The organism is Sphingobium sp. (assembly GCF_003248505.1).
GTDB lineage: Bacteria > Pseudomonadota > Alphaproteobacteria > Sphingomonadales > Sphingomonadaceae > Sphingobium.
Genome location: NZ_QFOA01000052.1, coordinates 1 through 17,302, shown reverse-complemented (window position 1 = coordinate 17,302; position 17,302 = coordinate 1). Strand labels below are relative to the sequence as shown.

General features: G+C 70.1%; 26 protein-coding genes and 1 pseudogene. 22 read left to right on the top strand and 5 right to left on the bottom strand.

Annotated elements, in window-relative coordinates; all coding sequences use genetic code 11:
* The first annotated feature begins 10 nt into the window (after positions 1-10).
* The 4 genes from DI606_RS14345 (at position 11) to DI606_RS14330 (ending at position 2,669) form a co-directional block, all read left to right on the top strand.
* The gene (locus DI606_RS14345; RefSeq protein WP_293984260.1) at positions 11-625 is read left to right on the top strand and encodes a DJ-1/PfpI family protein; all 615 of its coding nucleotides are present in this window, start codon (positions 11-13) and stop codon (positions 623-625) included.
* A gap of 74 nt (positions 626-699) precedes the next feature.
* On the top strand, positions 700-1,347 hold the full coding sequence (locus DI606_RS14340; protein ID WP_293984258.1) for a glutathione S-transferase family protein: 648 nt from the start codon (positions 700-702) through the stop codon (positions 1,345-1,347).
* A gap of 159 nt (positions 1,348-1,506) precedes the next feature.
* Positions 1,507-2,028, top strand: a complete 522-nt coding sequence (locus DI606_RS14335; protein ID WP_293984256.1) for a hypothetical protein — start codon at positions 1,507-1,509, stop codon at positions 2,026-2,028.
* Between the two features lie 305 nt (positions 2,029-2,333).
* Complete coding sequence (locus DI606_RS14330; RefSeq protein ID WP_293984283.1) at positions 2,334-2,669, top strand: hypothetical protein; 336 nt, start codon at positions 2,334-2,336, stop codon at positions 2,667-2,669.
* 58 nt (positions 2,670-2,727) lie between these two features.
* On the opposite strand, the gene DI606_RS14325 is transcribed toward DI606_RS14330, so the two are convergent.
* The gene (locus DI606_RS14325; RefSeq protein WP_293984281.1) at positions 2,728-2,919 is read right to left on the bottom strand and encodes a hypothetical protein; all 192 of its coding nucleotides are present in this window, start codon (positions 2,917-2,919) and stop codon (positions 2,728-2,730) included.
* A gap of 117 nt (positions 2,920-3,036) precedes the next feature.
* A complete protein-coding gene (locus DI606_RS14320; RefSeq protein ID WP_293984254.1) occupies positions 3,037-3,261 on the bottom strand; it encodes a hypothetical protein in 225 nt (74 codons plus the stop codon).
* Positions 3,262-3,409: 148 nt separating this feature from the next.
* Here DI606_RS14320 and DI606_RS14315 point away from each other — a divergent pair, with 148 nt between their 5' ends.
* Together DI606_RS14315 and DI606_RS14310 are read left to right on the top strand one after the other, a co-directional pair.
* Entirely contained in the window at positions 3,410-4,726 is a 1,317-nt protein-coding gene (locus DI606_RS14315) for a M28 family peptidase (RefSeq protein WP_293984252.1), read from the top strand.
* Between the two features lie 35 nt (positions 4,727-4,761).
* Entirely contained in the window at positions 4,762-6,069 is a 1,308-nt protein-coding gene (locus tag DI606_RS14310; protein WP_293984250.1) for a terminase family protein, read from the top strand.
* A gap of 14 nt (positions 6,070-6,083) precedes the next feature.
* Here DI606_RS14310 and DI606_RS14305 read toward each other — a convergent pair whose 3' ends face one another.
* Entirely contained in the window at positions 6,084-6,293 is a 210-nt protein-coding gene (locus tag DI606_RS14305; RefSeq protein WP_293984248.1) for a dodecin, read from the bottom strand.
* 163 nt (positions 6,294-6,456) lie between these two features.
* On the opposite strand from DI606_RS14305, the gene DI606_RS14300 reads away from it, so the two are divergent.
* Both DI606_RS14300 and DI606_RS14295 read left to right on the top strand, forming a co-directional pair.
* Positions 6,457-6,795, top strand: a complete 339-nt coding sequence (locus DI606_RS14300) for a hypothetical protein (RefSeq protein ID WP_293984247.1) — start codon at positions 6,457-6,459, stop codon at positions 6,793-6,795.
* 120 nt (positions 6,796-6,915) lie between these two features.
* Positions 6,916-8,052 (top strand): phage portal protein, encoded by a 1,137-nt coding sequence (locus DI606_RS14295; RefSeq protein ID WP_293984245.1) that lies wholly within the window; start codon positions 6,916-6,918, stop codon positions 8,050-8,052.
* Here the strand turns inward: DI606_RS14295 and DI606_RS14290 are convergent.
* Positions 8,049-8,225 (bottom strand): hypothetical protein, encoded by a 177-nt coding sequence (locus DI606_RS14290; protein WP_293984243.1) that lies wholly within the window; start codon positions 8,223-8,225, stop codon positions 8,049-8,051. The two genes, DI606_RS14295 and DI606_RS14290, sit on opposite strands and share 4 nt — an antisense overlap.
* Positions 8,226-8,272: 47 nt before the next feature.
* On the opposite strand from DI606_RS14290, the gene DI606_RS14285 reads away from it, so the two are divergent.
* The 6 genes from DI606_RS14285 to DI606_RS14260 all read left to right on the top strand — a co-directional run bounded on the left by DI606_RS14285 (position 8,273) and on the right by DI606_RS14260 (position 11,347).
* Positions 8,273-8,581, top strand: coding sequence for a DUF6127 family protein (locus tag DI606_RS14285; protein WP_293984241.1), 309 nt, complete (start codon positions 8,273-8,275; stop codon positions 8,579-8,581).
* Positions 8,578-8,994, top strand: coding sequence for an HK97 family phage prohead protease (locus tag DI606_RS14280; protein ID WP_293984239.1), 417 nt, complete (start codon positions 8,578-8,580; stop codon positions 8,992-8,994). Before DI606_RS14285 ends, DI606_RS14280 begins: the two co-directional genes overlap by 4 nt.
* Before the next feature lie 72 nt (positions 8,995-9,066).
* Positions 9,067-10,134 carry a phage major capsid protein gene (locus DI606_RS14275; RefSeq protein ID WP_293984238.1) on the top strand — a complete coding sequence of 356 codons (1,068 nt, stop codon included), beginning with the start codon at positions 9,067-9,069 and terminating at the stop codon, positions 10,132-10,134.
* A gap of 81 nt (positions 10,135-10,215) precedes the next feature.
* The gene (locus DI606_RS14270) at positions 10,216-10,764 is read left to right on the top strand and encodes a hypothetical protein (protein WP_293984236.1); all 549 of its coding nucleotides are present in this window, start codon (positions 10,216-10,218) and stop codon (positions 10,762-10,764) included.
* On the top strand, positions 10,761-10,943 hold the full coding sequence (locus DI606_RS14265) for a hypothetical protein (RefSeq protein ID WP_293984234.1): 183 nt from the start codon (positions 10,761-10,763) through the stop codon (positions 10,941-10,943). The genes DI606_RS14270 and DI606_RS14265 overlap by 4 nt, the downstream gene beginning before the upstream one ends.
* Positions 10,940-11,347 (top strand): DUF3168 domain-containing protein, encoded by a 408-nt coding sequence (locus DI606_RS14260; RefSeq protein ID WP_293984232.1) that lies wholly within the window; start codon positions 10,940-10,942, stop codon positions 11,345-11,347. Before DI606_RS14265 ends, DI606_RS14260 begins: the two co-directional genes overlap by 4 nt.
* Before the next feature lie 33 nt (positions 11,348-11,380).
* Here the strand turns inward: DI606_RS14260 and DI606_RS14255 are convergent, their stop codons facing one another.
* A complete protein-coding gene (locus DI606_RS14255) occupies positions 11,381-11,707 on the bottom strand; it encodes a hypothetical protein (protein WP_293984230.1) in 327 nt (108 codons plus the stop codon).
* Positions 11,708-11,762: 55 nt separating this feature from the next.
* Here DI606_RS14255 and DI606_RS14250 point away from each other — a divergent pair, with 55 nt between their 5' ends.
* From DI606_RS14250 to DI606_RS14215, 8 genes and pseudogenes are all read left to right on the top strand, one after another.
* Complete coding sequence (locus DI606_RS14250) at positions 11,763-12,170, top strand: phage tail protein (protein ID WP_293984229.1); 408 nt, start codon at positions 11,763-11,765, stop codon at positions 12,168-12,170.
* Positions 12,167-12,478 (top strand): gene transfer agent family protein, encoded by a 312-nt coding sequence (locus DI606_RS14245; RefSeq protein WP_293984228.1) that lies wholly within the window; start codon positions 12,167-12,169, stop codon positions 12,476-12,478. Before DI606_RS14250 ends, DI606_RS14245 begins: the two co-directional genes overlap by 4 nt.
* Positions 12,475-12,693: a phage tail assembly chaperone gene (locus tag DI606_RS14240; protein WP_293984226.1), complete on the top strand. Its 219-nt coding sequence runs from the start codon at positions 12,475-12,477 to the stop codon at positions 12,691-12,693. Before DI606_RS14245 ends, DI606_RS14240 begins: the two co-directional genes overlap by 4 nt.
* A gap of 16 nt (positions 12,694-12,709) precedes the next feature.
* Positions 12,710-13,270 (top strand): tail tape measure protein, encoded by a 561-nt coding sequence (locus DI606_RS14235; protein WP_293984225.1) that lies wholly within the window; start codon positions 12,710-12,712, stop codon positions 13,268-13,270.
* A complete protein-coding gene (locus DI606_RS14230; protein ID WP_293984224.1) occupies positions 13,267-15,597 on the top strand; it encodes a DUF2460 domain-containing protein in 2,331 nt (776 codons plus the stop codon). The genes DI606_RS14235 and DI606_RS14230 overlap by 4 nt, the downstream gene beginning before the upstream one ends.
* Positions 15,594-16,409 carry a DUF2163 domain-containing protein gene (locus tag DI606_RS14225; RefSeq protein WP_293984222.1) on the top strand — a complete coding sequence of 272 codons (816 nt, stop codon included), beginning with the start codon at positions 15,594-15,596 and terminating at the stop codon, positions 16,407-16,409. Before DI606_RS14230 ends, DI606_RS14225 begins: the two co-directional genes overlap by 4 nt.
* Positions 16,406-16,777, top strand: a complete 372-nt coding sequence (locus tag DI606_RS14220) for a peptidoglycan endopeptidase (protein WP_293984220.1) — start codon at positions 16,406-16,408, stop codon at positions 16,775-16,777. The genes DI606_RS14225 and DI606_RS14220 overlap by 4 nt, the downstream gene beginning before the upstream one ends.
* A 15-nt stretch (positions 16,778-16,792) precedes the next feature.
* Positions 16,793-17,200: pseudogene (locus tag DI606_RS14215) on the top strand (hypothetical protein); the annotation flags it as partial.
* Between the last annotated feature and the right edge of the window lie 102 nt (positions 17,201-17,302).

Below are 17,302 nucleotides of genomic sequence, written 5' to 3'. Positions count from 1 at the left end.
AGACAGGGCGATGCGGGCGGCGGTTTTGACTTTCGACGGATTCAACGAGCTGGACAGCTTCGTCGCGTTGGCGTGGCTGGGGCGGGTGCCGGGATGGCGCGCGAATATCGTTTCGGATAAGAAACGAATAATCTCCATGAACGGCGTCGGGATCGACAATGCCGCCCCGGTCGAGGGGCTGGCAGATTATGACATCGTGCTGGTGGGAAGCGGCGTGCGCACGCGCGATGTCGTGGCGGACGCCGCGCTGATGGCGCGGCTGCGGATCGATCCGGCGCGGCAGATCGTGGGGGCGCAATGTTCGGGCGCGCTGCTGCTGTCGGCGCTGGGGCTGCTGGGCGACGTGCCGGTGTGCACGGACGCGACCAGCAAGCCCTGGGTCGCAGCGACGGGCGCGCGGGTGGTCGACGCGCCGTTCCATGCGAGCGGACGGGTCGCGACGGCGGGGGGATGCATGGCGTCGGCCTATCTCGCCGCCTGGGCGATCGCGACCGGCGCGGGCGAGGCGGCGGCGGAAGCGGTGATCGACTATGTCGCGCCGGTCGGGGAAAAGGCGCAGACGGTCGCCCGGGTGATGGGCGTGGTGAGGCCTTTCCTGAGCGTGGTACGGCGCGCGGCGGAATAAGGTTGCATGTTGAGACTGGGTGCGCATGGTGCGACCCCGCAGGGCTTTGCGACCACAGGCAAGGAGGAACAGGCATGATTATCCACGGAGCGCGGCTATCGCCGTTCGTGCGCAAGGTCGTCGTTTTCGCCGCGGAAAAGGGCATTCCCGTCGAAGTGAAGACGGCGGGCTTCGGACGCGGGGCGGAGGGTTATTTCAAGGGATCGCCCTTCGGCAAGATACCGGCGCTGGAGGATGGCGACTTCCTGCTGAGCGATTCGACCGCCATCGTAACCTATATGGATGCGTTGAAGCCGGGGGAGGAGATGATCCCGGCAGACCCCAAGGCGCGCGCCCGCACCGTCTGGTTCGACGAGTTCGGCGACACCATCGCGCAGGCGGCGGGGCAGAAGATCTTCTTCAACCGGGCGGTGGCGCGGCGGTTGCAGCGCGAGCCGGACCTGGCGGCGGCGGACGCGGCAGAGGCGGAAGAGATGCCGGCGATCTACGATTATGTCGAAAGCGTGCTGCCGCCGAGCGGTTGGCTGGTGGAAGATCGCTTCACTCTGGCCGATCTGGCGGCAGCGTGCCCGCTCATCAATGTAGGCTATGTGTCGGACGGGCTCGACGCGCAGCGCTGGCCGAAAACAGCGGCATGGCTGGCGGCGGTCAAGGCATGGCCCAGCGTCGCGGCGGCTCTCGCCGAGGAAGCGCCCGCAGTGGCGGCCATCGCAGCAAAATAACCTATATGGCACATTTTGCTTGACAGCGTCACGCTGATCTGCCAGGGATGTGCACAGTGGAAAATTGCGATTCGCCAGCGCGGCGAGGCGACAAGGGGCCGGTCCTGCGAAGGGCTGGCCCCTTTTGCGTGGCGCGCGTCCGGCGGAAGAGGGGGCGGCATGAGGGAAGCGGTGATCGGGCGGCAGCGCGCGGGTGGCGCTGCGCGACCGCAGAAGCGCAAGGCGCGCAGCGACGGGTGGACCCGCGCGGAGGAACGGCTGTTCCTCGAAACGCTGGCCGATACCTGCAACGCGAGCGAAGCGGCGCGGGTGGTGGGCCGGTGCCGGGCAGGCGCGTATAGACGGCGGGCCGCTGACCCCGCTTTCGACCGGGCGTGGGACGAAGCGGTGGCGTCGGGCTATGGCGAGATCGAGTTGATGCTGATGCGCGCGTCGCTGTTCGGCGCGGAGGCGGAGGAAGTGACGACCGATGCCGACGGCGCGGTCAAGGCGCGCAAGGTGAAGCGCGCGCCCAACCTGACGGTCGCGCTGCGCCTGTTCCTGGCCTATCGCGACAAGGTGGCGCGCATCCGCGAAAAACGCGGGGGGCAAGGCGCGCGCCCCGACAGCCGCGAGGCGGTGGCGCAGGTCGACGCGATGATGGCCGCCATCGCAAGGAAACGCGCCGCGGCGGGAGGATAGGCGCGCAAAACATTTGGAGTTTTTTTTACTTTGCCACCGAAGTGTCGTTGAGAAAGGTTCAGGCCGGAGGGCGCGGGAGGTGACATGCTGGTTTTTTATTGTCACTTGAGGTGAGCGGCGACATCGCCCAACACGGATGGCGGCGGAGGCGGTGTCTACAAGGTGGAACGTTATACCGCCACAACGGCTTATAGGGTGCCGCCAGGAAGCTTGATTCGGCGGCGCGTGTCGGATGTGGGGTATCGGGTAACCGACCTGACGCAAGCCCCCGCCGCGCCGCCGGAAGGAAGACAGGAGTGACGCGAATGCGAGGCGGTTTTGTGGGACTGGTGCTGGTGACGATGCTGGCGGGGTGCGGCGAGAAGGCGGAGCAGCCGACGCTCGCCAATGCAGGCGCGGCACCGGCGGTGGAAACAGGCGCGGCGGCGCAGGTCGCGAAGCTGGATGAACCCACGCGCAACAGCGTGCTGGAAAAGGCGATCAAGGCCAGCGGCGCGACATGCCCCGCCGTGACCGGATCGACCCGCGCCGAGATCCGGCCGGGGGTGAAGGGATGGAAGGCGCAATGCGACAATGACAGCGCGCACCTGATCGAAATCCTGCCCGACGGAACCGGGAAAGTGACGAGCCGCACTTATTGACCGGACTTATTGACCGGGCGTAGCGCAGGCGAGGTCGGCGCCAGCCTTACGTCGCCATTCATCGCAGCAGCGCCCAGAGCGCGGCGAGGAAGGTTGCGCCGCCGATGGGAGCGACGAGCAGCAGGACGATGTTGATGCCGACAATCGCGCCCAGCGTCTTTTGCTGGCGCGGGGTCAGGGGCGGACGACGCCGGGCGGGGCGCGGGTCCCAGGGGGGCGGGGGCGGCTGGTCGCGAAAGTCCATGAACATGGCAAGCACGATAGCGGATCGCCACCATGCCCGGCCATGTTTTTAGGGGAAGCGCAAAGCCCTGCGCCCACTCCCCGGCGCGATGTGCGTTTGCACGCAATCGGGTGGGAAGGATCGTCAGCGCGGTTCGCTGGCGTTGGCGGCGCGGTCGCTGGCGAGGGCGAGGGCGTGCGCGGTGCCGGTGGCGGGCTTCACGGTGTCGGGGCGGTGCGAGACATAGCCCGCCGCCAGCGATCCGCCGCCCACGATGAGCGCGGCACCCAGGATGGAAACGATTTCGTGCCGCCCGGACGCGCGGGGGGCGGTGGAGGCTTTACGACGGGAAAAGGGATTGAGCGACATCGGCGATCTTTCTTCGCTGTTGCGGGAAGAAGCGGCAGAAATGGCTGCCGAACGTCAACGGTTCCAGTAACGGACGGTGACATTTTGTTGCTGCAACACGGAAAATCCGTCTGTTTACAATCGTGAAACAGAGCGGCAGAGTGACGCCATGATCCGCACCATCCTGATGTCCGCCCTGATCGTCGCGCCGACGGTCGCGACCCCCGCTTTGGCCCAGGGCAAGGCGCCCGACGCCGCGCGGCTGAAGGCCACGGTCGAGAAACTGGTGAGCTTCGGCACGCGCCATACGCTGTCTTCGGCGACCGACCCCAAGCGCGGGATCGGCGCGGCGCGGGCGTGGAGCGCGGGGGAGTTCGCGAAGATCGGCAAGGGATGCGGCGGGTGCCTGACGGTCGAGACGATCGCGGACCGCTTCACCGGCCCGCGCGCGCCGAACGGGGTCGAGGTCGTCGACGTGCTGGCGATCCAGAAGGGCACCGGCGACCCCAATCAGGTGGTGATCGTCGCCGGGCATATCGACAGCCGCGTCACCGACGTGATGAACGCCACCAGCGATGCGCCGGGCGCGAACGACAATGCGTCGGGCAGCGCGCTGGTGATGGAGGCGGCGCGGGTGCTGGCGGGACGGAAATTCGACGGCACCATCGTCTATGCGCTGCTGTCGGGCGAGGAGCAGGGTCTGTGGGGCGCCAAGCTGCTGGCCGACACGGCGAAGAAGCGCGGCTGGCAGGTGCGCGCGATGCTGAACAACGACATCGTCGGCAACACGGTGGGCCAGAACGGCCAGCGCGTGGCCGACCGGGTGCGGGTGTTTTCCGAAGGGTCGCGCTTTGCCGAGGATCGGTCGCAGGCGCTGGTGCGGCGCGCCATCGGCGGCGAGGATGACGGCCCGTCGCGCGCGCTGGCGAAGAAGATCCGCGGCCTTGCAAAGGCGGAGCCGGCGATCGGTCTGGACGTGCTTGCGGTCCGGCGGTTCGACCGGTTCGGGCGGGGCGGGGATCATTCGCCGTTCCTGGAACTGGGCTTTCCCGCCGTGCGCTTTTCGGTGGGGATCGAGAATTACGACCGGCAGCATCAGGATTTGAGGACGGAGAATGGCCGCGTCTACGGCGACACGGTCGAGGGGATGGACTTTCCCTATCTGGCCAAGGTGACCGCGCTCAATGTCGCGACGCTCAAGGACCTGGCCGATGCGCCCGCTGCGCCCGCGACCGTTTCGCTCGACGGGGCGCTGTCGATGGACACGCGGGTCTTTTGGGACGCGGTGCCGGGGGCGGCGGCCTACAAGGTCTATTGGCGGCGCGCGGACGCGCAGGACTGGACCGACAGCCGCACGGTGACGGGTGCGACGCAGACCGTGCTCAAGGACATCGTGGTGGACGATCATTTCATCGGCGTGGCGGCCGTGGCGAAGGACGGGGCGGAGAGCCTGGTCACCTTCGGCGGGATGGCCGCGCGGAAATAGGGGGAGCGCGCCTCCCCGGCATGGGGGAGGGGGCGATGCGGGTTTCGGACAGCGAATGGCTGGCGGGGGCGGACGATGCCGTGCGCGCGGAGCTGCTGGCGCGGCTGGACGCGGGCGGGGCGGAGCGGCTGCTGGCCGAATGGCGCTTCGTCGCGCGCCCGGCGCAACTGCCGCCGCCGGGCGAATGGCGCATATGGCTGATGATGGCGGGGCGCGGCTTCGGCAAGACGCGGGCAGGCGCGGAATGGGTGCGCGGCATCGCTGAGGCCGATCCCCGTGCGCGCATCGCGCTGGTCGGCGCGACGCTGGGCGAAGCGCGCGCCGTGATGGTGGAAGGCGCGTCGGGCCTGCTGTCGGTCGCGCCATGGTGGGCGCGGCCCGACTATGCCCCGGCGCTGCGGCGGCTGACCTGGCCCAACGGCGCGGTGGCGACGCTGTTCGGCGCGGCGGACCCCGAAGGATTGCGCGGGCCGCAGTTCAGCCATGGCTGGGCCGACGAGATCGCCAAATGGGCGGGCGGCGAAGCGGCGTGGGACAATCTGATGATGGGGATGCGGCTGGGCGACGATCCGCGCGTGCTGGCGACGACCACGCCGAGGCCGGTGCCGCTGGTGCGGCGGCTGGCGGCGGGCGAGGGCGTGGCGATCACGCGCGGGGCGACGGCGGACAATGGCGCGAACCTCGCCCCCGGCTTCGTTACGGCGATGGCGGCGGCCTATGGCGGCACGCGGCTCGGGCGGCAGGAACTGGACGGCGAACTGATCGAGGAGGTGGAGGGCGCGTTGTGGACCCGAGACCTGATCGAGCGGTGCCGGATCGCGCATGTGCCGAGCATGCTGGCGCGCGTGGTGGTGGCGGTCGATCCGCCGGCGAGCGCGGGCGGCGACGCATGCGGCATCGTGGTCGCGGGGCTGGGCAGCGACGGGCGCGCCTATGTGATCGCGGATGCCAGCGTCGAGGGGCAGAGGCCCGAAGGATGGGCAAGGGCGGTGGCCGCCGCCGCGATGGTGCACGGCGCCGACCGGGTGATCGCCGAAGCGAACAATGGCGGGCAGATGGTCGAAAGCGTGCTGCGCGCGGCGGAAGCGGCGCTACCCGTCAGGCTGGTTCACGCCAGCCGCGGGAAGACGGCGCGGGCCGAGCCGGTGGCGGCACTGTACGAAGCAGGACGGGTCGCGCATCGCGGCGCGTTTCCGCGCCTGGAAGACGAGATGTGCGGGCTGATCGCCGGGGGCGGTTATGTCGGGCCGGGGCGCTCGCCCGACCGCGCCGACGCGCTGGTATGGGCGATGAGCGAACTCATGCTCGGGCGAGCGGGCGAGGCGCGGGTGCGGGGGATGTGAGGCGAAAGCCTCGCTTATTCCTCCAGGCCGAAGGCGATTTTCAGGATCACCTGGAAACGCTGAACCTGCGTTCCTTCGACGGCGCCGCGAATCTGCACGACTTCGAACCACTGAAGATTGTCGAGCGTTTCGGACGCCTTCGCGATCGCGCCCTTGATGGCGTCGTCCACGCTGGAGTCGGACGTGCCGACGACTTCGACGATTTTGGCGACATGGTTGGTCATGGTGGCTCCTTGGGTGGACGCGGGGGGAATGGAATGTTTCTCAACCCGGCGTCATGCGTTGGGTTCCCCCACGCGGCCTGCCCGCAATGCCATGTTGTCCACAGGGAACTGCCGCTAAGCCCCATCGTTCTTGGCGCAGATATCGTATGACGGAGCACAAGGCATGAAGAAGCAGTTACTCGTTGCGGCGGCGGCAGGCCTCGCAGTGGTGGCGACCCCGGTGATGGCGCAGAGCCTCAACAGCAAGGATCGCGCACGCATCGCGCGGGCCGCGCCGCGCGACCGCGACGACGTGCGTTACTGCCTGGTCCAGGGCAAGAAGGGCCGGGACAAGGGCACGGTGATCGGTGCAGCAGGCGGCGCGGGCGTCGGTCTGCTTGCCGGTGGCAGCGTCGGCGAGACGTTGCTGGGCGCGGGCGCGGGCGCGGTTGCGGGGCGCCTGATCGGCAAGAGCGAAGGCACCAATTCAACCTGCGACCGGGTGCTCAAGCGCAACCCGTAACGGGAGTGCGCGGCCCCACAGGCTGACATTTTCGGGCAGGCGACCGTTGCGCCGCCGCCCCGTCCACAAACCCTCTCCCCACGCCGGGGAGGGGGTTTTCGCGTTTGTAAGGAGCATTCCATGAAATGGTTCGGGACGAAAGCGGCGTCATGCGATGCGCGACCGGTGCTGGCGCGTGCGTGGGGCACGGGCGCGGTGGCGCTGGGCGAATGGCCCGCAAGCTATGAGGCGCAACTGCGCAGCGGCGTCATGGGCAATGCCGTCGCACAGCGGGCGATGCGCCTCGTGTCGGAGGGGGCGGGTGCGTGCGCGCTCAAGGTGCGGCCCTCCGGCAATATCGGGGTTGAGGACGGGGCGCGCATCCTGTCGCTGGTGGGGCGCGCGTCGGCGGGACAGGCGCTGGTCGAGACGCTGGCGTGCCACCTGCTGCTGCACGGCAACGCCTATGTCCAGGTGATTTCGGGCGCGGACGGGATGCCCGCCGAACTGTTCGCGCTGCGGCCCGAGCGCGTGAGCGTGCAGGCGGACGCGCGGGGTTGGCCCGCCGTCTATCTCTATCGCGTGGGCGACAGCGTGACGCGGCTGTGTCCGGAGGACGCGACCGGGCGGACGAGCGTGCTGCACTTGAAATCCCTGCATCCGCTCGACGATCATTACGGTCTGGGTTGCGTGGGGGCAGCGGCGGGTGCGGTCGCGATCCACAATGCGGCGAGCGTCTGGAACAAGGCGCTGCTCGACAATGCGGCGCGGCCGAGCGGGGCGATGGTCTACGATCCGGGCGACGGGTCGGTGCTGTCGCCCGAACAGTTCGAGCGGGTGAAGCGCGAGATGGAGGCGGCCTTTGCCGGTGCGGCCAATGCGGGTCGGCCGATGCTGCTGGAAGGCGGGCTCAGTTGGAAGGCGATGAGCCTGACGCCCGCCGAAATGGATTTCGTGGGGTTGAAGAGCGCGGCGGCGCGCGAGATCGCGCTCGCCTTCGGCGTGCCGCCGATGCTGATGGGGCTGCCGGGCGACAATGCCTATGCCAATTATCGCGAGGCGAACAAGGCGTTGTGGCGGCAGGCGGTGCTGCCGCTGGTGGCGAAGATCTGCGGCGGGTTGAGCCAGGGGCTGGACGGGTGGTGGCCGGGGGTCGCGATCGAGGCCGATCTGGATGCCGTGCCCGCCCTGTCGGACGAACGCGCCGCGCTGTGGGAGCGGGTGGCCGCCGCCGATTTCCTGACGGCGGAGGAAAAGAAGGCGATGCTCGGCCTTTAGGTTTCGGGCGGGCGCTGGGGCATGGTGTCGAGGCGGCAGAAGCCGCCGTCCCACAGCCAGCTGCCGCCCTTCGTCCAGCAATCGGCGGGGCGGTCGAGGCCGAAGGCCCAGGCGCCCGCGCCCAGGGCGAGCAGCAGGATCATGATCAGCAATTTGCGATGCGTGCGCTTCATGGCCGCGCAGATAGGCGCTTGATCGCGCGTTGGAAAGGAGGAGCGTCATGAAGGACGAGATGCTGGCGAGGCTGGTCGCGCAGGCGCAGGGGCAGGTCGCCGACATGGTGACGATCCGCGCGCTGATCGAGGAGGCGAGCGAGACGGGCGCGGGCCGCGCGCTGGAGCGGCTGGGCCTGGCCGACCGGGGGGCGGAGGGCGACGTGCGCGAATTGCGCGACCTGCTGTCGGCGTGGCGCGACGCGAAGAAGGCGGCGCGCGGGGCCGCGATCGGATGGGCGGTGCGGATCGGCATGGCGCTGATCCTGCTAGGCATCGCGGTCAAGACGGGGCTCGTCGGGCTGGTGAAGGCGTGAACGGGAACCTGCGCTTCGCCGGATATGCGGCGGTGTTCGACCGGGTGGACCGGGGCGGCGACGTGGTGCGCGCGGGCGCGTTCGGGCCGGATGCGGAAGGCAGGCTGGCGACGGCGGGCGTGCCTTTATTGTGGCAGCACGCGCCCGGCCACGTCATCGGCCGGATCGAAAGCGCGCGGGAGGACGCGCGCGGGCTGCGCGTGATCGGCCAGGTGTCGCGCGCCAGCGCCGCCGGGCGGGAAGCGGCGGCGGCGCTGGCGGGCGGGGCGGTGGACGGGTTGTCGTTCGGTTATCGCGTGCGCGCGGCGCGGGGGGCAGGGCCGCGCGAACTGCTGGCGCTGGAACTGGTGGAGGTGAGTGTGGTGACGCACCCCATGCAGCCGCTGGCGCGGGTGGTGAAGGTGGAGGGGTAAGTCCCCCTTCCCCCCCAATCGGATTTTGTTCGGGCGGTCCATTCCGGGCCGCCCTTTTTTGTGGAGACGGGCATGACGGATCAACTGGAAGCGAGCCTGGACGCCGTGGCGCAGGGCGAGCGGATCGAGGGACTGGCGCAGGAAGTGGCGGCGCTGAAGGGCGCTCTGCTGGCGCAGCGGCGTCCGGCGCTCGACGGGGTGAAGGGCGGCATGGAGGACCCGGCGCGGGCGGCGTTCGTCGACCGCTACCTGCGGCAGGGCCATGAAGCGGGCGTCGAGCTCAAGAGCTTTGCAGGCGCGAGCGGCACGGCGGGCGGCTATGCGGTGCCGCGCGAGATCGACCAGATCATCGATGCGACGCTCAAAAGCCTGTCGCCCATTCGCGCCATCGCCAATGTGGTGCGTACGGGGAGCGCGGGTTACCGCAAGCTCGTCACGTCGGGCGGCATCGTGTCGGGATGGGCCAGCGAAACGGGCGCGCGGGGCGAGACGGGGACGCCCGCCTTCAACGAAATCGTGCCCCCTTCGGGCGAGCTTTTCGCCAATCCCGCCGCGAGCCAGGCGATGCTGGACGACGCGCAGTTCGATGTCGAAGGCTGGCTGGCGGGCGAGATCGCGCGCGAATTCGCGGCGGCGGAGGGCAGCGCCTTCGTCAAGGGCGACGGGATCAACAAGCCCAGGGGTTTCCTGACCTATGCCGCCACCGCCGAGGCGGACGGGGTGCGCGCGTTCGGATCGCTGCAATATGTGCCGTCGGGCGCAGCGGGCGGCTTTGCGGCGCCCTATCGCCAGGGGGCGAGCTTCGTCATGAATTCGGCGACGCTGAGCGTCATCCGCAAGATGAAGACGGCGGACGGCGCGTTCCTGTGGCAGCCGTCGCTGGCGGAGGGGCGGCCCGCGACGCTGCTGGGCTATCCGGTGGTCGAGGCCGAGGACATGCCGGACATCGCTGCGGGCAGCCTGTCCATCGCCTTCGGCAATTTCCAGGCGGGCTATGTGATCGCGGAGCGCAGCGAGACGAGCATCCTGCGCGATCCGTTCAGCAACAAGCCGTTCGTCCACTTCTACGCGGTCAAGCGCATCGGCGGCGGCGTGGCCAACAGCGAGGCGATCAAGCTGATGAAGTTCGCTGCCTCGTAAAGGGGGCAGCGGCATCTTGTGGGGGCGCGGGCGCACGGTCCGCGCCCCCTTTTTTTTGGGGCGGCGGGAGGCGGCGACACCATGCTGACGGATGCAGAGGACGGGGCGTTGCCCGCGTCGCTGGCGGAATTGAAGACCTATCTGCGGATCGCGGGCGAGGAGGAGGATATGGTGCTGAGCGCGCTGCTGCGGGGCGCGGGCGCGCTGTGCGAGCGGTTCACCGGGCAATGGCTGATCGTGCGGCGGACGCGCGAGACGCTGTTCGGGGCGGAACGGGCGTCGGGCGCGTGGCAGCGGCTGTCGGCCCGGCCCGTGGTCGCGATCGAGACGGTCGAGGCGGTGAGAGCGGATGGCGCGGCACGCCCATTGCCGGTCGATGCCTACGCAGTCGATATCGACGGGAATGGCGAGGGATGGGTGCGCATCGCACAGGCGGGCATCGCCGGGACGATTGCCGTCACCTATCGCGCGGGGTTGGCGAGCGACGGCGATGGCGTGCCGCAGGCGTTGCGCCAGGGGATCGTGCGACTGGCGGCGGACCATTATCTGGCGCGCGGCAACGACAGCGCGACCCCGCCCGCCGTAGTGAGCGCGCTGTGGCGGCCATGGCGCGGGATGCGGCTGACATGATCCCGGTGCGGTGGCTGGAGCGGCGGGCGCAGGCGCGGCGCGATGAAATCGCGGCGGCGCTGGCCCGCTTAGGGGTCGAGGCAAGGCAGGAGGGTGAAGCGGTGCGGCTGCGCGGGCGAGGGCTTCGCGCGCGCTGGATGCGCGACCTTGCGTTGCGGGAAGCGGGGAGAGGGGCATGAGCGCGGAAATGGCGGTGCGGGCGGCGGCGATTGCGGCGCTGCGGGCGGACGGGGCGCTGATGGCGCTGGTCCATGCCGTGCATGACGGCGAGCCGGGGCGGGCGGCGGCCCCCTACGCCTTTGCGGGCGAGTGTATCGGCACGGACTGGGGCGGCAAGGCGCTGGAAGGGCGCGAGTTGCGGCTGACCGTCGGGCTGGTCGCGGCGGCGGACGGGGCGGCGGCCATCGCGGCGGCGATCGCGCGGATCGACCCGGCGTTGCAGGGCTTGAGCCTTGCGCCGGACGGGTGGCGCGTGGCGAGCGTGCGGCTGGCCCGGTCGCGGATCGCGCGGGAAGGGACTGCGCCCGCCGGCGGCTGGCGGGCCGTGATCGATTATCGCGTCAGGGCGGTGCGGGACGGGTGATCCCGCCCGCCCCGGGGCGTGAGCGGAAGGCCGTCAGTTCGGGCGGCTATTCTCTTCATATTCGGACGTGATCTTGTCCACATATTCGCCGATCTGATCGTCCGCGTCCGACGCGGCGGCGCTGTCGGACATCTTGTCGCCCTTGTCCTGCGCGACGATGGCGGCGCGGAACGCGGCCTCCTGCGTGGCGCAGGCCTTCTTGATCGACGCCTGGAAATCGCCGGTCGACATCTTCGCATCCATCGCGGGCTTCACCTGGGCCGAAAGGCATTTGGCGAATTCCTTGCGCCCGGTGCCGACGTCATCGGCGGACGGTGCAGCGGCGGCCATCATCGCGAGCGAAGCTACGGCAACAAACATCGAACCCTCTCCATATCCTGCATTTTGCACGGTTTGACTGAAGAAAGGATGCGCCATGGGCGTCGAAAAAGGAAGTGCATTTTTGCTGAAAGTTGGCGACGGCAACAGTCCGGCAACCTACGCGACGGTCGCGGGGATGCGCACGACGCAGCTGTCGGTCAACGGCGAGGCGGTCAACGTCACGTCCAAGGATTCGGGCGGATGGCGCGAATTGCTGTCGGGCGCGGGGGTCAGGTCGGTCAGCGTGTCGGCCGCGGGCCTGTTCACCGGCTCCGCCGCCGAGGTGCGCATCCGCAACCATGCGCTGTCGGGCACCATCGAGAGTTTCGAGCTGAGCTTCGAAAGCGGGGAACGGATGCGGGGGCGGTTCCTCGTCACCCGGCTCGACTATGCGGGCGATTATAACGGAGAGCGCAATTACGCGCTGAGCCTCGAAAGCTCTGGCCCGGTGGTGAGCCTGTGAGCGCGGCGGCGAACCCGGAGCGGGGCGAGGCGGCGCTGATGCTGGGCGGCGAGACGCTGGTGCTGCGCCCGACCTTCGGCGCGCTGGTGGCGGCGGAGCAGGAACTGGGGCCGCTGTTCGACCTGATCGAGCGGGCGGCGGACGGGCGGCTGTCGCTGGCCGATCTGGTCGCGCTGTTCTGGCACTGCCTGCCGGATCGCGGGAACCTGACGCGCGAGGCACTGGGCGAGGCGGTGGTGGCGGCGGGCATGGCGAAGGCGACGCCCGCGCTCAAGGCCATCGTGCGGCAGATACTGGCGGGAAGATGACGCGATTTGGCGAAGGCGCGGCGCGGCTGGCGGGCGTTGCGGGATGGCTGCTGGGGTGGCGGCCCGCGACTTTCTGGCGCGCGACGCCGCAGGAACTGGCGTGCGTGCTGCGCGCGGCGCGCGGCGAGGAGGCGGATGCGGCGGGCGCGGGCGTCGACGGCGCGGAACTGGCGCGGCTGATGGGCGCGATGCCCGATGGCACGGGCGCGCACTGAAACGGGGGGAAGCGGGATGGACGAGGAGATCGAGACGCTGGTCGTGCGCGTGCGCGCCGACACGGCGGGGCTGTCGCGCGACGTGGAGGCGATGCGCAGCGGCATGGAAGGGCCGCTTGCCGAAGGGGCGGAGCGGGCCGGGCGGCGGATCGAAAGCGGGCTGCTGCGCGCGGTGCGGACCGGCAAGTTCGGGTTCGAGGATCTGCGCCGGATCGCAGTCGGCGTGCTCGATTCGATTGCGGCAAGCGCGGTGCAGGGGGCCATCGGCGGTGTTGGCGGCGGCGGCGCGGGCGGGGGCCTCGTGACGCTGGGCGCGTCGCTGATCGGCGGGGCGCTGGGCCTGCCGGGGCGCGCGACCGGCGGACCGGTGGCGCCGGGGCGCGCCTATCTGGTGGGAGAGCGCGGGCCTGAGGTGTTCGTGCCGACGAGCAGCGGGCAGGTCCATGGATCGACCGGCGGGGCGCGCGACGTGCAGGTGCGCATCGCGATCAACGGGCAGGGCGGTGCGAGCGAGGCGCGGCTGCTGGCCCGCAGCGCGCGGCAGGTGGCGCGGGCGGTGAGGGGAGCGATCGGATGAGCGGGATCGGATATTGGCTGGCGGACGCGCGGCGGGGGCAGGAAAGCCGTTGGATGAAGCGGTTCGCCGCGACCCACTGGACCGTCAACTTCCCGCGCCCGATGATGGCGAGCGTGGTGACGACCGCCGCCGATGCGTTGCGCATGGACGCGGTGTTCCATGGATCGGGCGATCTGGCGGGGCTGATCTGGGAAGCGGAGGACCGGTGGAGCCATCCGCTGATCGCCTATGAAACGGCGCGCGATTTCCGGGCGTGCGTGCTGTCCTTTCGCTGGCGGTCGGGGGGCGTGCGCCGCCTGGACGAAACCCATGGGCCCACGCTGACGATCGAGGGGCGCGATGCGGAAGGGCGTCCGCGCGCCTGGTATGTGCGGTTGTGGAACTATGCCAGCGGCGGGCCGGAAGATGCTGTCGTCACGCTGGATTTTGCCGATCTGGTCGGCGGATATCGCTGGCCCGAGGAAGCCGACCCCGTGTGGGCGGGGGACATCGACCGGATGTTCCTGTCGCTGGTGCCGCCCGACTATGACGAGGGCGACACGCCCTTTCCCGCAGCGGTCGAGGGATGGGCGGAGATGAGCGCCATCCGGTGCGAGGGGGCGGGATCGGTCATCGCGGTGGGCGACATCATGCTGCCCGAACATGGGCTGTCGATGGCGACGGGCTATGACGACGCCTTCAACCAGACGCCCCAGCGCATCGTCGAGGCGATCCATGCGCTCGGCTATCGCGGCGCGATCAACCATTATGTGGGGATGAGCCATTATTTCCGGCTGGAGCGGGCCGGAGAGGGGCTGTTCGTCAGCCTGGCAGGCGGAGTGCTCAACGCGCCGTGCGCGGCGTGGCACCGGGACTTTGCCAGGCGGGCGAAGGCGATGGGAATGGGGATCGTCTGGTCGCTGTCCTACGAACTGTTCGACGCGCATTGCTGGCAGGACTGGAAGCAGCGGGCGGAAAATGGCGACCCGGCGCTGACCGGGTGGGAGCCGCCCTCCACGCTGCTGTCGCCCGCGCACCAGGGGGCGATGGCCTATCTGACGCAGGTGGCAGAAGCCTTCGTTTCCATCGGCTTGGAGGCGGGCTTGCCGATCCTGTTCCAGGTGGGCGAGCCATGGTGGTGGGTGATGCCGGGCGACGGGCGCATCTGTCTGTACGACGACGCGGCGCGCGCGGCGCTGGGCGGAAGCCCGGTGTCGGTGCCGAGCGTGTGGGGCGATCTCGACACGCAGCAGGCCGCGCTGCTGGATGCGGCGGGGGCATTGCTGGCAGCGTCCACGGCGGCGCTTTGTGCGCATGTGAAGGCGCGGGCGCCGGGCGCTGTCACGCATCTGCTCGCCTATCTGCCCACGATCCTCGACCCCCGTGCGCCCGAAGCCAAGCGGGCGAACATGCCGGTGGGGTGGGCGTCGCCCGCCTTCGACGTGTTGCAGCTGGAAGATTATGACTGGGTGACGGAGGGGCGGCCCAACCTCACCGCGCGCGGTGTCGCGCTGGCGACGGAACGGTTGGGCTATCCGATGGAGGAACAACATTATCTTGCCGGCTTCGTGCTGCGGCCCGACCAGGCCGAGCAATGGCGCGCAATCGCGGCGGCTGCGCGGGCGGCGGTCGCGCGGGGGACGGCGCAGACCTTCGTCTGGGCGCTGCCGCAGGTGTGCCGGGACGGCTTCACCTGCTTCAGGATCGATGGGGAGGATGACATGCAAGCGTTTGACGACATACTCTTTCCGCTCGCCATCGGGCGGGAGGCGAGCGTGTCCCCGGCCTTTTCGACGCAGATCGTCGAAAGCGTGAGCGGGCATGAACGGCGCAGCAGCGACTGGGCGGACGCGCGGCTGTCCTTCGACGCGGGGCCGGGGGTCCGGTCGGAAGCGGACATGGCGCGGCTGATCGCCTTTTTCCGCGCGCGCCGGGGGGCGGCGCGCGGGTTCCGCTTCACCGATCCCTATGACGACCGCAGCGGCGCGCCGGGCACCGCCCCATCGCCCATCGACCAGCGACTGGGCACCGGCGACGGCGTGCGCGCCGAATTTGCGCTGACGCGCCATTATGGCGGGAGCGCCGACGCGCAGGTCCGCCGGATCACCCGGCCCGTCGCGGGCAGCATCCGCGTGGCGGCGGACGGGGTCGAGATGACGGACGGGTGGGCTCATGCGGGAATGGGCGTCATCGCGTTCGACACCGCGCCTGCGGCGGGCGCGGTGCTGACCGCGGGATTCCGGTTCGACGTGCCGGTACGCTTTGCTGAGGACCGGCTGGAAATCAACCGCGCGACCTTCGCCGCCGGGGAAGCGCCGTCCGTGCCGCTGGTGGAGATCCGCGAATGAGCGGGCTGGAGACATTGAGCCAGCCGCTCGGCACGCTGGCCTTCTGCTGGCGGGTCGAACGGCGGGACGGAGTGACGATCGGGCTGACGAGCCACGACCGCGACCTCACGGTCGGCGGCCTGCCCTATCGCGCCGCGCCGGGATTGACGCCGAGCGCGATGCGCAGCGGCATCGACCTGGACGGCGACGACAGCGACGTGGCGGGCGCGCTGACCAGCGATGCGATCAGCGAGCGCGACCTGATGGCGGGCCGATGGGACGGGGCGGCGCTGGAGCTGCGGCTGACCCAGTGGGAGGAGCCGGGCGCGCTGTGGCTGCTGCTGGCGCGGGGCGAGATCGGCGCGGTCGCGCGGTCGGGCGCGGCGTTCAGCGCGGAACTGATCGGCGCGGCGGCGGCGCTGCGCGCGCCGGTCGCGCCGTCCACTTCCCCCGATTGCCGCGCCCGGCTGGGCGACAGGGATTGCCGCGTGGACATGGCCGGGCGGCGGCGGATCGTCGCGGTCGCCGGGGTGGAGGACACGCGCGTGGCCGTCGGCGGACTGGCGGCGGGAGCCTATGCCTTCGGCACGTTGCGCTGGATGACCGGCGCGAATGCGGGGATCGGCCAGGCGGTGGCGGACAACGGCGCGGACGCGTTGACGCTGACAGATCCGCCGCCGTTCGATGTGGCGGCGGGCACGCTGGCGCTGCTGGTCGAGGGATGCGACCGGCAGCTGGCGACCTGCGCCACGCGGTTCGGCAATGCGGTGAACTTTCGCGGCGAGCCTTACCTGCCGGGCATGGACCTGCTGACGCGATATCCCGGCGCATGAGCGGGACGCGGATCGTGGCGGCGGCGCGGGATTGGGTCGGTGTGCCGTTCCGCCTGCATGGGCGCGGGCGCGACGGCATCGACTGCGTCGGACTGGTCGCGATGGCGACGGGGCGGGAGGCGGCATTTGCCTACGGATTGCGCAGCGGCGACCGCACACGCGCGGAACACTGGCTGCGCAAGGCGGGGCTGGAACACGTGGCGCAAGGCGCGCCGGGCGACGTGGCGCTGGTGCGGGCGGGGCCGATGCAGCTGCACCTGATGATCGGGACGGAGACGGGGTTCGTCCATGCCCATGCGGGGCTGCGCCGCGTGGTGGAGACGCCGGGGCCTTCGCCCTGGCCGGTGCTCGGCTGGTGGCGGGCGTAAGAGGGAGACTGTGCGATGGCGACGATGGTGCTGACGGCGGTGGGGACGGCGCTGGGCGGGCCGGTCGGGGGCGCGATCGGCGGCCTTGTCGGCAATGCGTTCGATCATGCCGTGCTGTTCCGCCCCAAGGGGCGCGAGGGGCGGCGGCTGGCCGAGTTGCAAGTGCAGACATCGACATATGGCACGCAGGTGCCCGCGATCTTCGGCACGATGCGGGTCGCAGGCACCGTCATCTGGGCCACCGACCTGCGCGAGACGCGGACGAAGAGCAGCGCGGGCAAGGGGCGCGGGAGCGTGACCAGCTACAGCTATTCGGCGAGTTTCGCGGTCGCGCTGTCGGCGCGGCCGATCCGCGCGATCCGGCGCATCTGGGCGGACGGCAATCTGCTGCGCGGGGCGGCGGGGGACTTCAAGACGGAACTGTCGTCTGTGGATGGCTCCCGCGTTGCAAGTACAAATTGATGTTTTGACGTTCGGTCGGTTGCAGTCGTCTGTCCGGCCTACTGTTGCAGTCGGGAGGGACTG

What these genes read in the sequence shown, in the direction of transcription:
- DI606_RS14265 (WP_293984234.1), top strand. Translation starts at nt 10,761, where the DNA reads ATGATCCCGGTGCGGTGGCTGGAGCGGCGGGCGCAGGCGCGGCGCGAT.
- DI606_RS14285 (WP_293984241.1), top strand. Translation starts at nt 8,273, where the DNA reads ATGAAGGACGAGATGCTGGCGAGGCTGGTCGCGCAGGCGCAGGGGCAG.
- DI606_RS14235 (WP_293984225.1), top strand. Translation starts at nt 12,710, where the DNA reads ATGGACGAGGAGATCGAGACGCTGGTCGTGCGCGTGCGCGCCGACACG.
- DI606_RS14305 (WP_293984248.1), bottom strand. Translation starts at nt 6,293, where the DNA reads ATGACCAACCATGTCGCCAAAATCGTCGAAGTCGTCGGCACGTCCGAC.
- DI606_RS14260 (WP_293984232.1), top strand. Translation starts at nt 10,940, where the DNA reads ATGAGCGCGGAAATGGCGGTGCGGGCGGCGGCGATTGCGGCGCTGCGG.
- DI606_RS14290 (WP_293984243.1), bottom strand. Translation starts at nt 8,225, where the DNA reads ATGAAGCGCACGCATCGCAAATTGCTGATCATGATCCTGCTGCTCGCC.
- DI606_RS14335 (WP_293984256.1), top strand. Translation starts at nt 1,507, where the DNA reads ATGAGGGAAGCGGTGATCGGGCGGCAGCGCGCGGGTGGCGCTGCGCGA.
- DI606_RS14270 (WP_293984236.1), top strand. Translation starts at nt 10,216, where the DNA reads ATGCTGACGGATGCAGAGGACGGGGCGTTGCCCGCGTCGCTGGCGGAA.
- DI606_RS14300 (WP_293984247.1), top strand. Translation starts at nt 6,457, where the DNA reads ATGAAGAAGCAGTTACTCGTTGCGGCGGCGGCAGGCCTCGCAGTGGTG.
- DI606_RS14315 (WP_293984252.1), top strand. Translation starts at nt 3,410, where the DNA reads ATGATCCGCACCATCCTGATGTCCGCCCTGATCGTCGCGCCGACGGTC.
- DI606_RS14330 (WP_293984283.1), top strand. Translation starts at nt 2,334, where the DNA reads ATGCGAGGCGGTTTTGTGGGACTGGTGCTGGTGACGATGCTGGCGGGG.
- DI606_RS14230 (WP_293984224.1), top strand. Translation starts at nt 13,267, where the DNA reads ATGAGCGGGATCGGATATTGGCTGGCGGACGCGCGGCGGGGGCAGGAA.
- DI606_RS14345 (WP_293984260.1), top strand. Translation starts at nt 11, where the DNA reads ATGCGGGCGGCGGTTTTGACTTTCGACGGATTCAACGAGCTGGACAGC.
- DI606_RS14275 (WP_293984238.1), top strand. Translation starts at nt 9,067, where the DNA reads ATGACGGATCAACTGGAAGCGAGCCTGGACGCCGTGGCGCAGGGCGAG.
- DI606_RS14220 (WP_293984220.1), top strand. Translation starts at nt 16,406, where the DNA reads ATGAGCGGGACGCGGATCGTGGCGGCGGCGCGGGATTGGGTCGGTGTG.
- DI606_RS14225 (WP_293984222.1), top strand. Translation starts at nt 15,594, where the DNA reads ATGAGCGGGCTGGAGACATTGAGCCAGCCGCTCGGCACGCTGGCCTTC.
- DI606_RS14310 (WP_293984250.1), top strand. Translation starts at nt 4,762, where the DNA reads ATGCGGGTTTCGGACAGCGAATGGCTGGCGGGGGCGGACGATGCCGTG.
- DI606_RS14320 (WP_293984254.1), bottom strand. Translation starts at nt 3,261, where the DNA reads ATGTCGCTCAATCCCTTTTCCCGTCGTAAAGCCTCCACCGCCCCCCGC.
- DI606_RS14295 (WP_293984245.1), top strand. Translation starts at nt 6,916, where the DNA reads ATGAAATGGTTCGGGACGAAAGCGGCGTCATGCGATGCGCGACCGGTG.
- DI606_RS14240 (WP_293984226.1), top strand. Translation starts at nt 12,475, where the DNA reads ATGACGCGATTTGGCGAAGGCGCGGCGCGGCTGGCGGGCGTTGCGGGA.
- DI606_RS14340 (WP_293984258.1), top strand. Translation starts at nt 700, where the DNA reads ATGATTATCCACGGAGCGCGGCTATCGCCGTTCGTGCGCAAGGTCGTC.
- DI606_RS14255 (WP_293984230.1), bottom strand. Translation starts at nt 11,707, where the DNA reads ATGTTTGTTGCCGTAGCTTCGCTCGCGATGATGGCCGCCGCTGCACCG.
- DI606_RS14250 (WP_293984229.1), top strand. Translation starts at nt 11,763, where the DNA reads ATGGGCGTCGAAAAAGGAAGTGCATTTTTGCTGAAAGTTGGCGACGGC.
- DI606_RS14325 (WP_293984281.1), bottom strand. Translation starts at nt 2,919, where the DNA reads ATGTTCATGGACTTTCGCGACCAGCCGCCCCCGCCCCCCTGGGACCCG.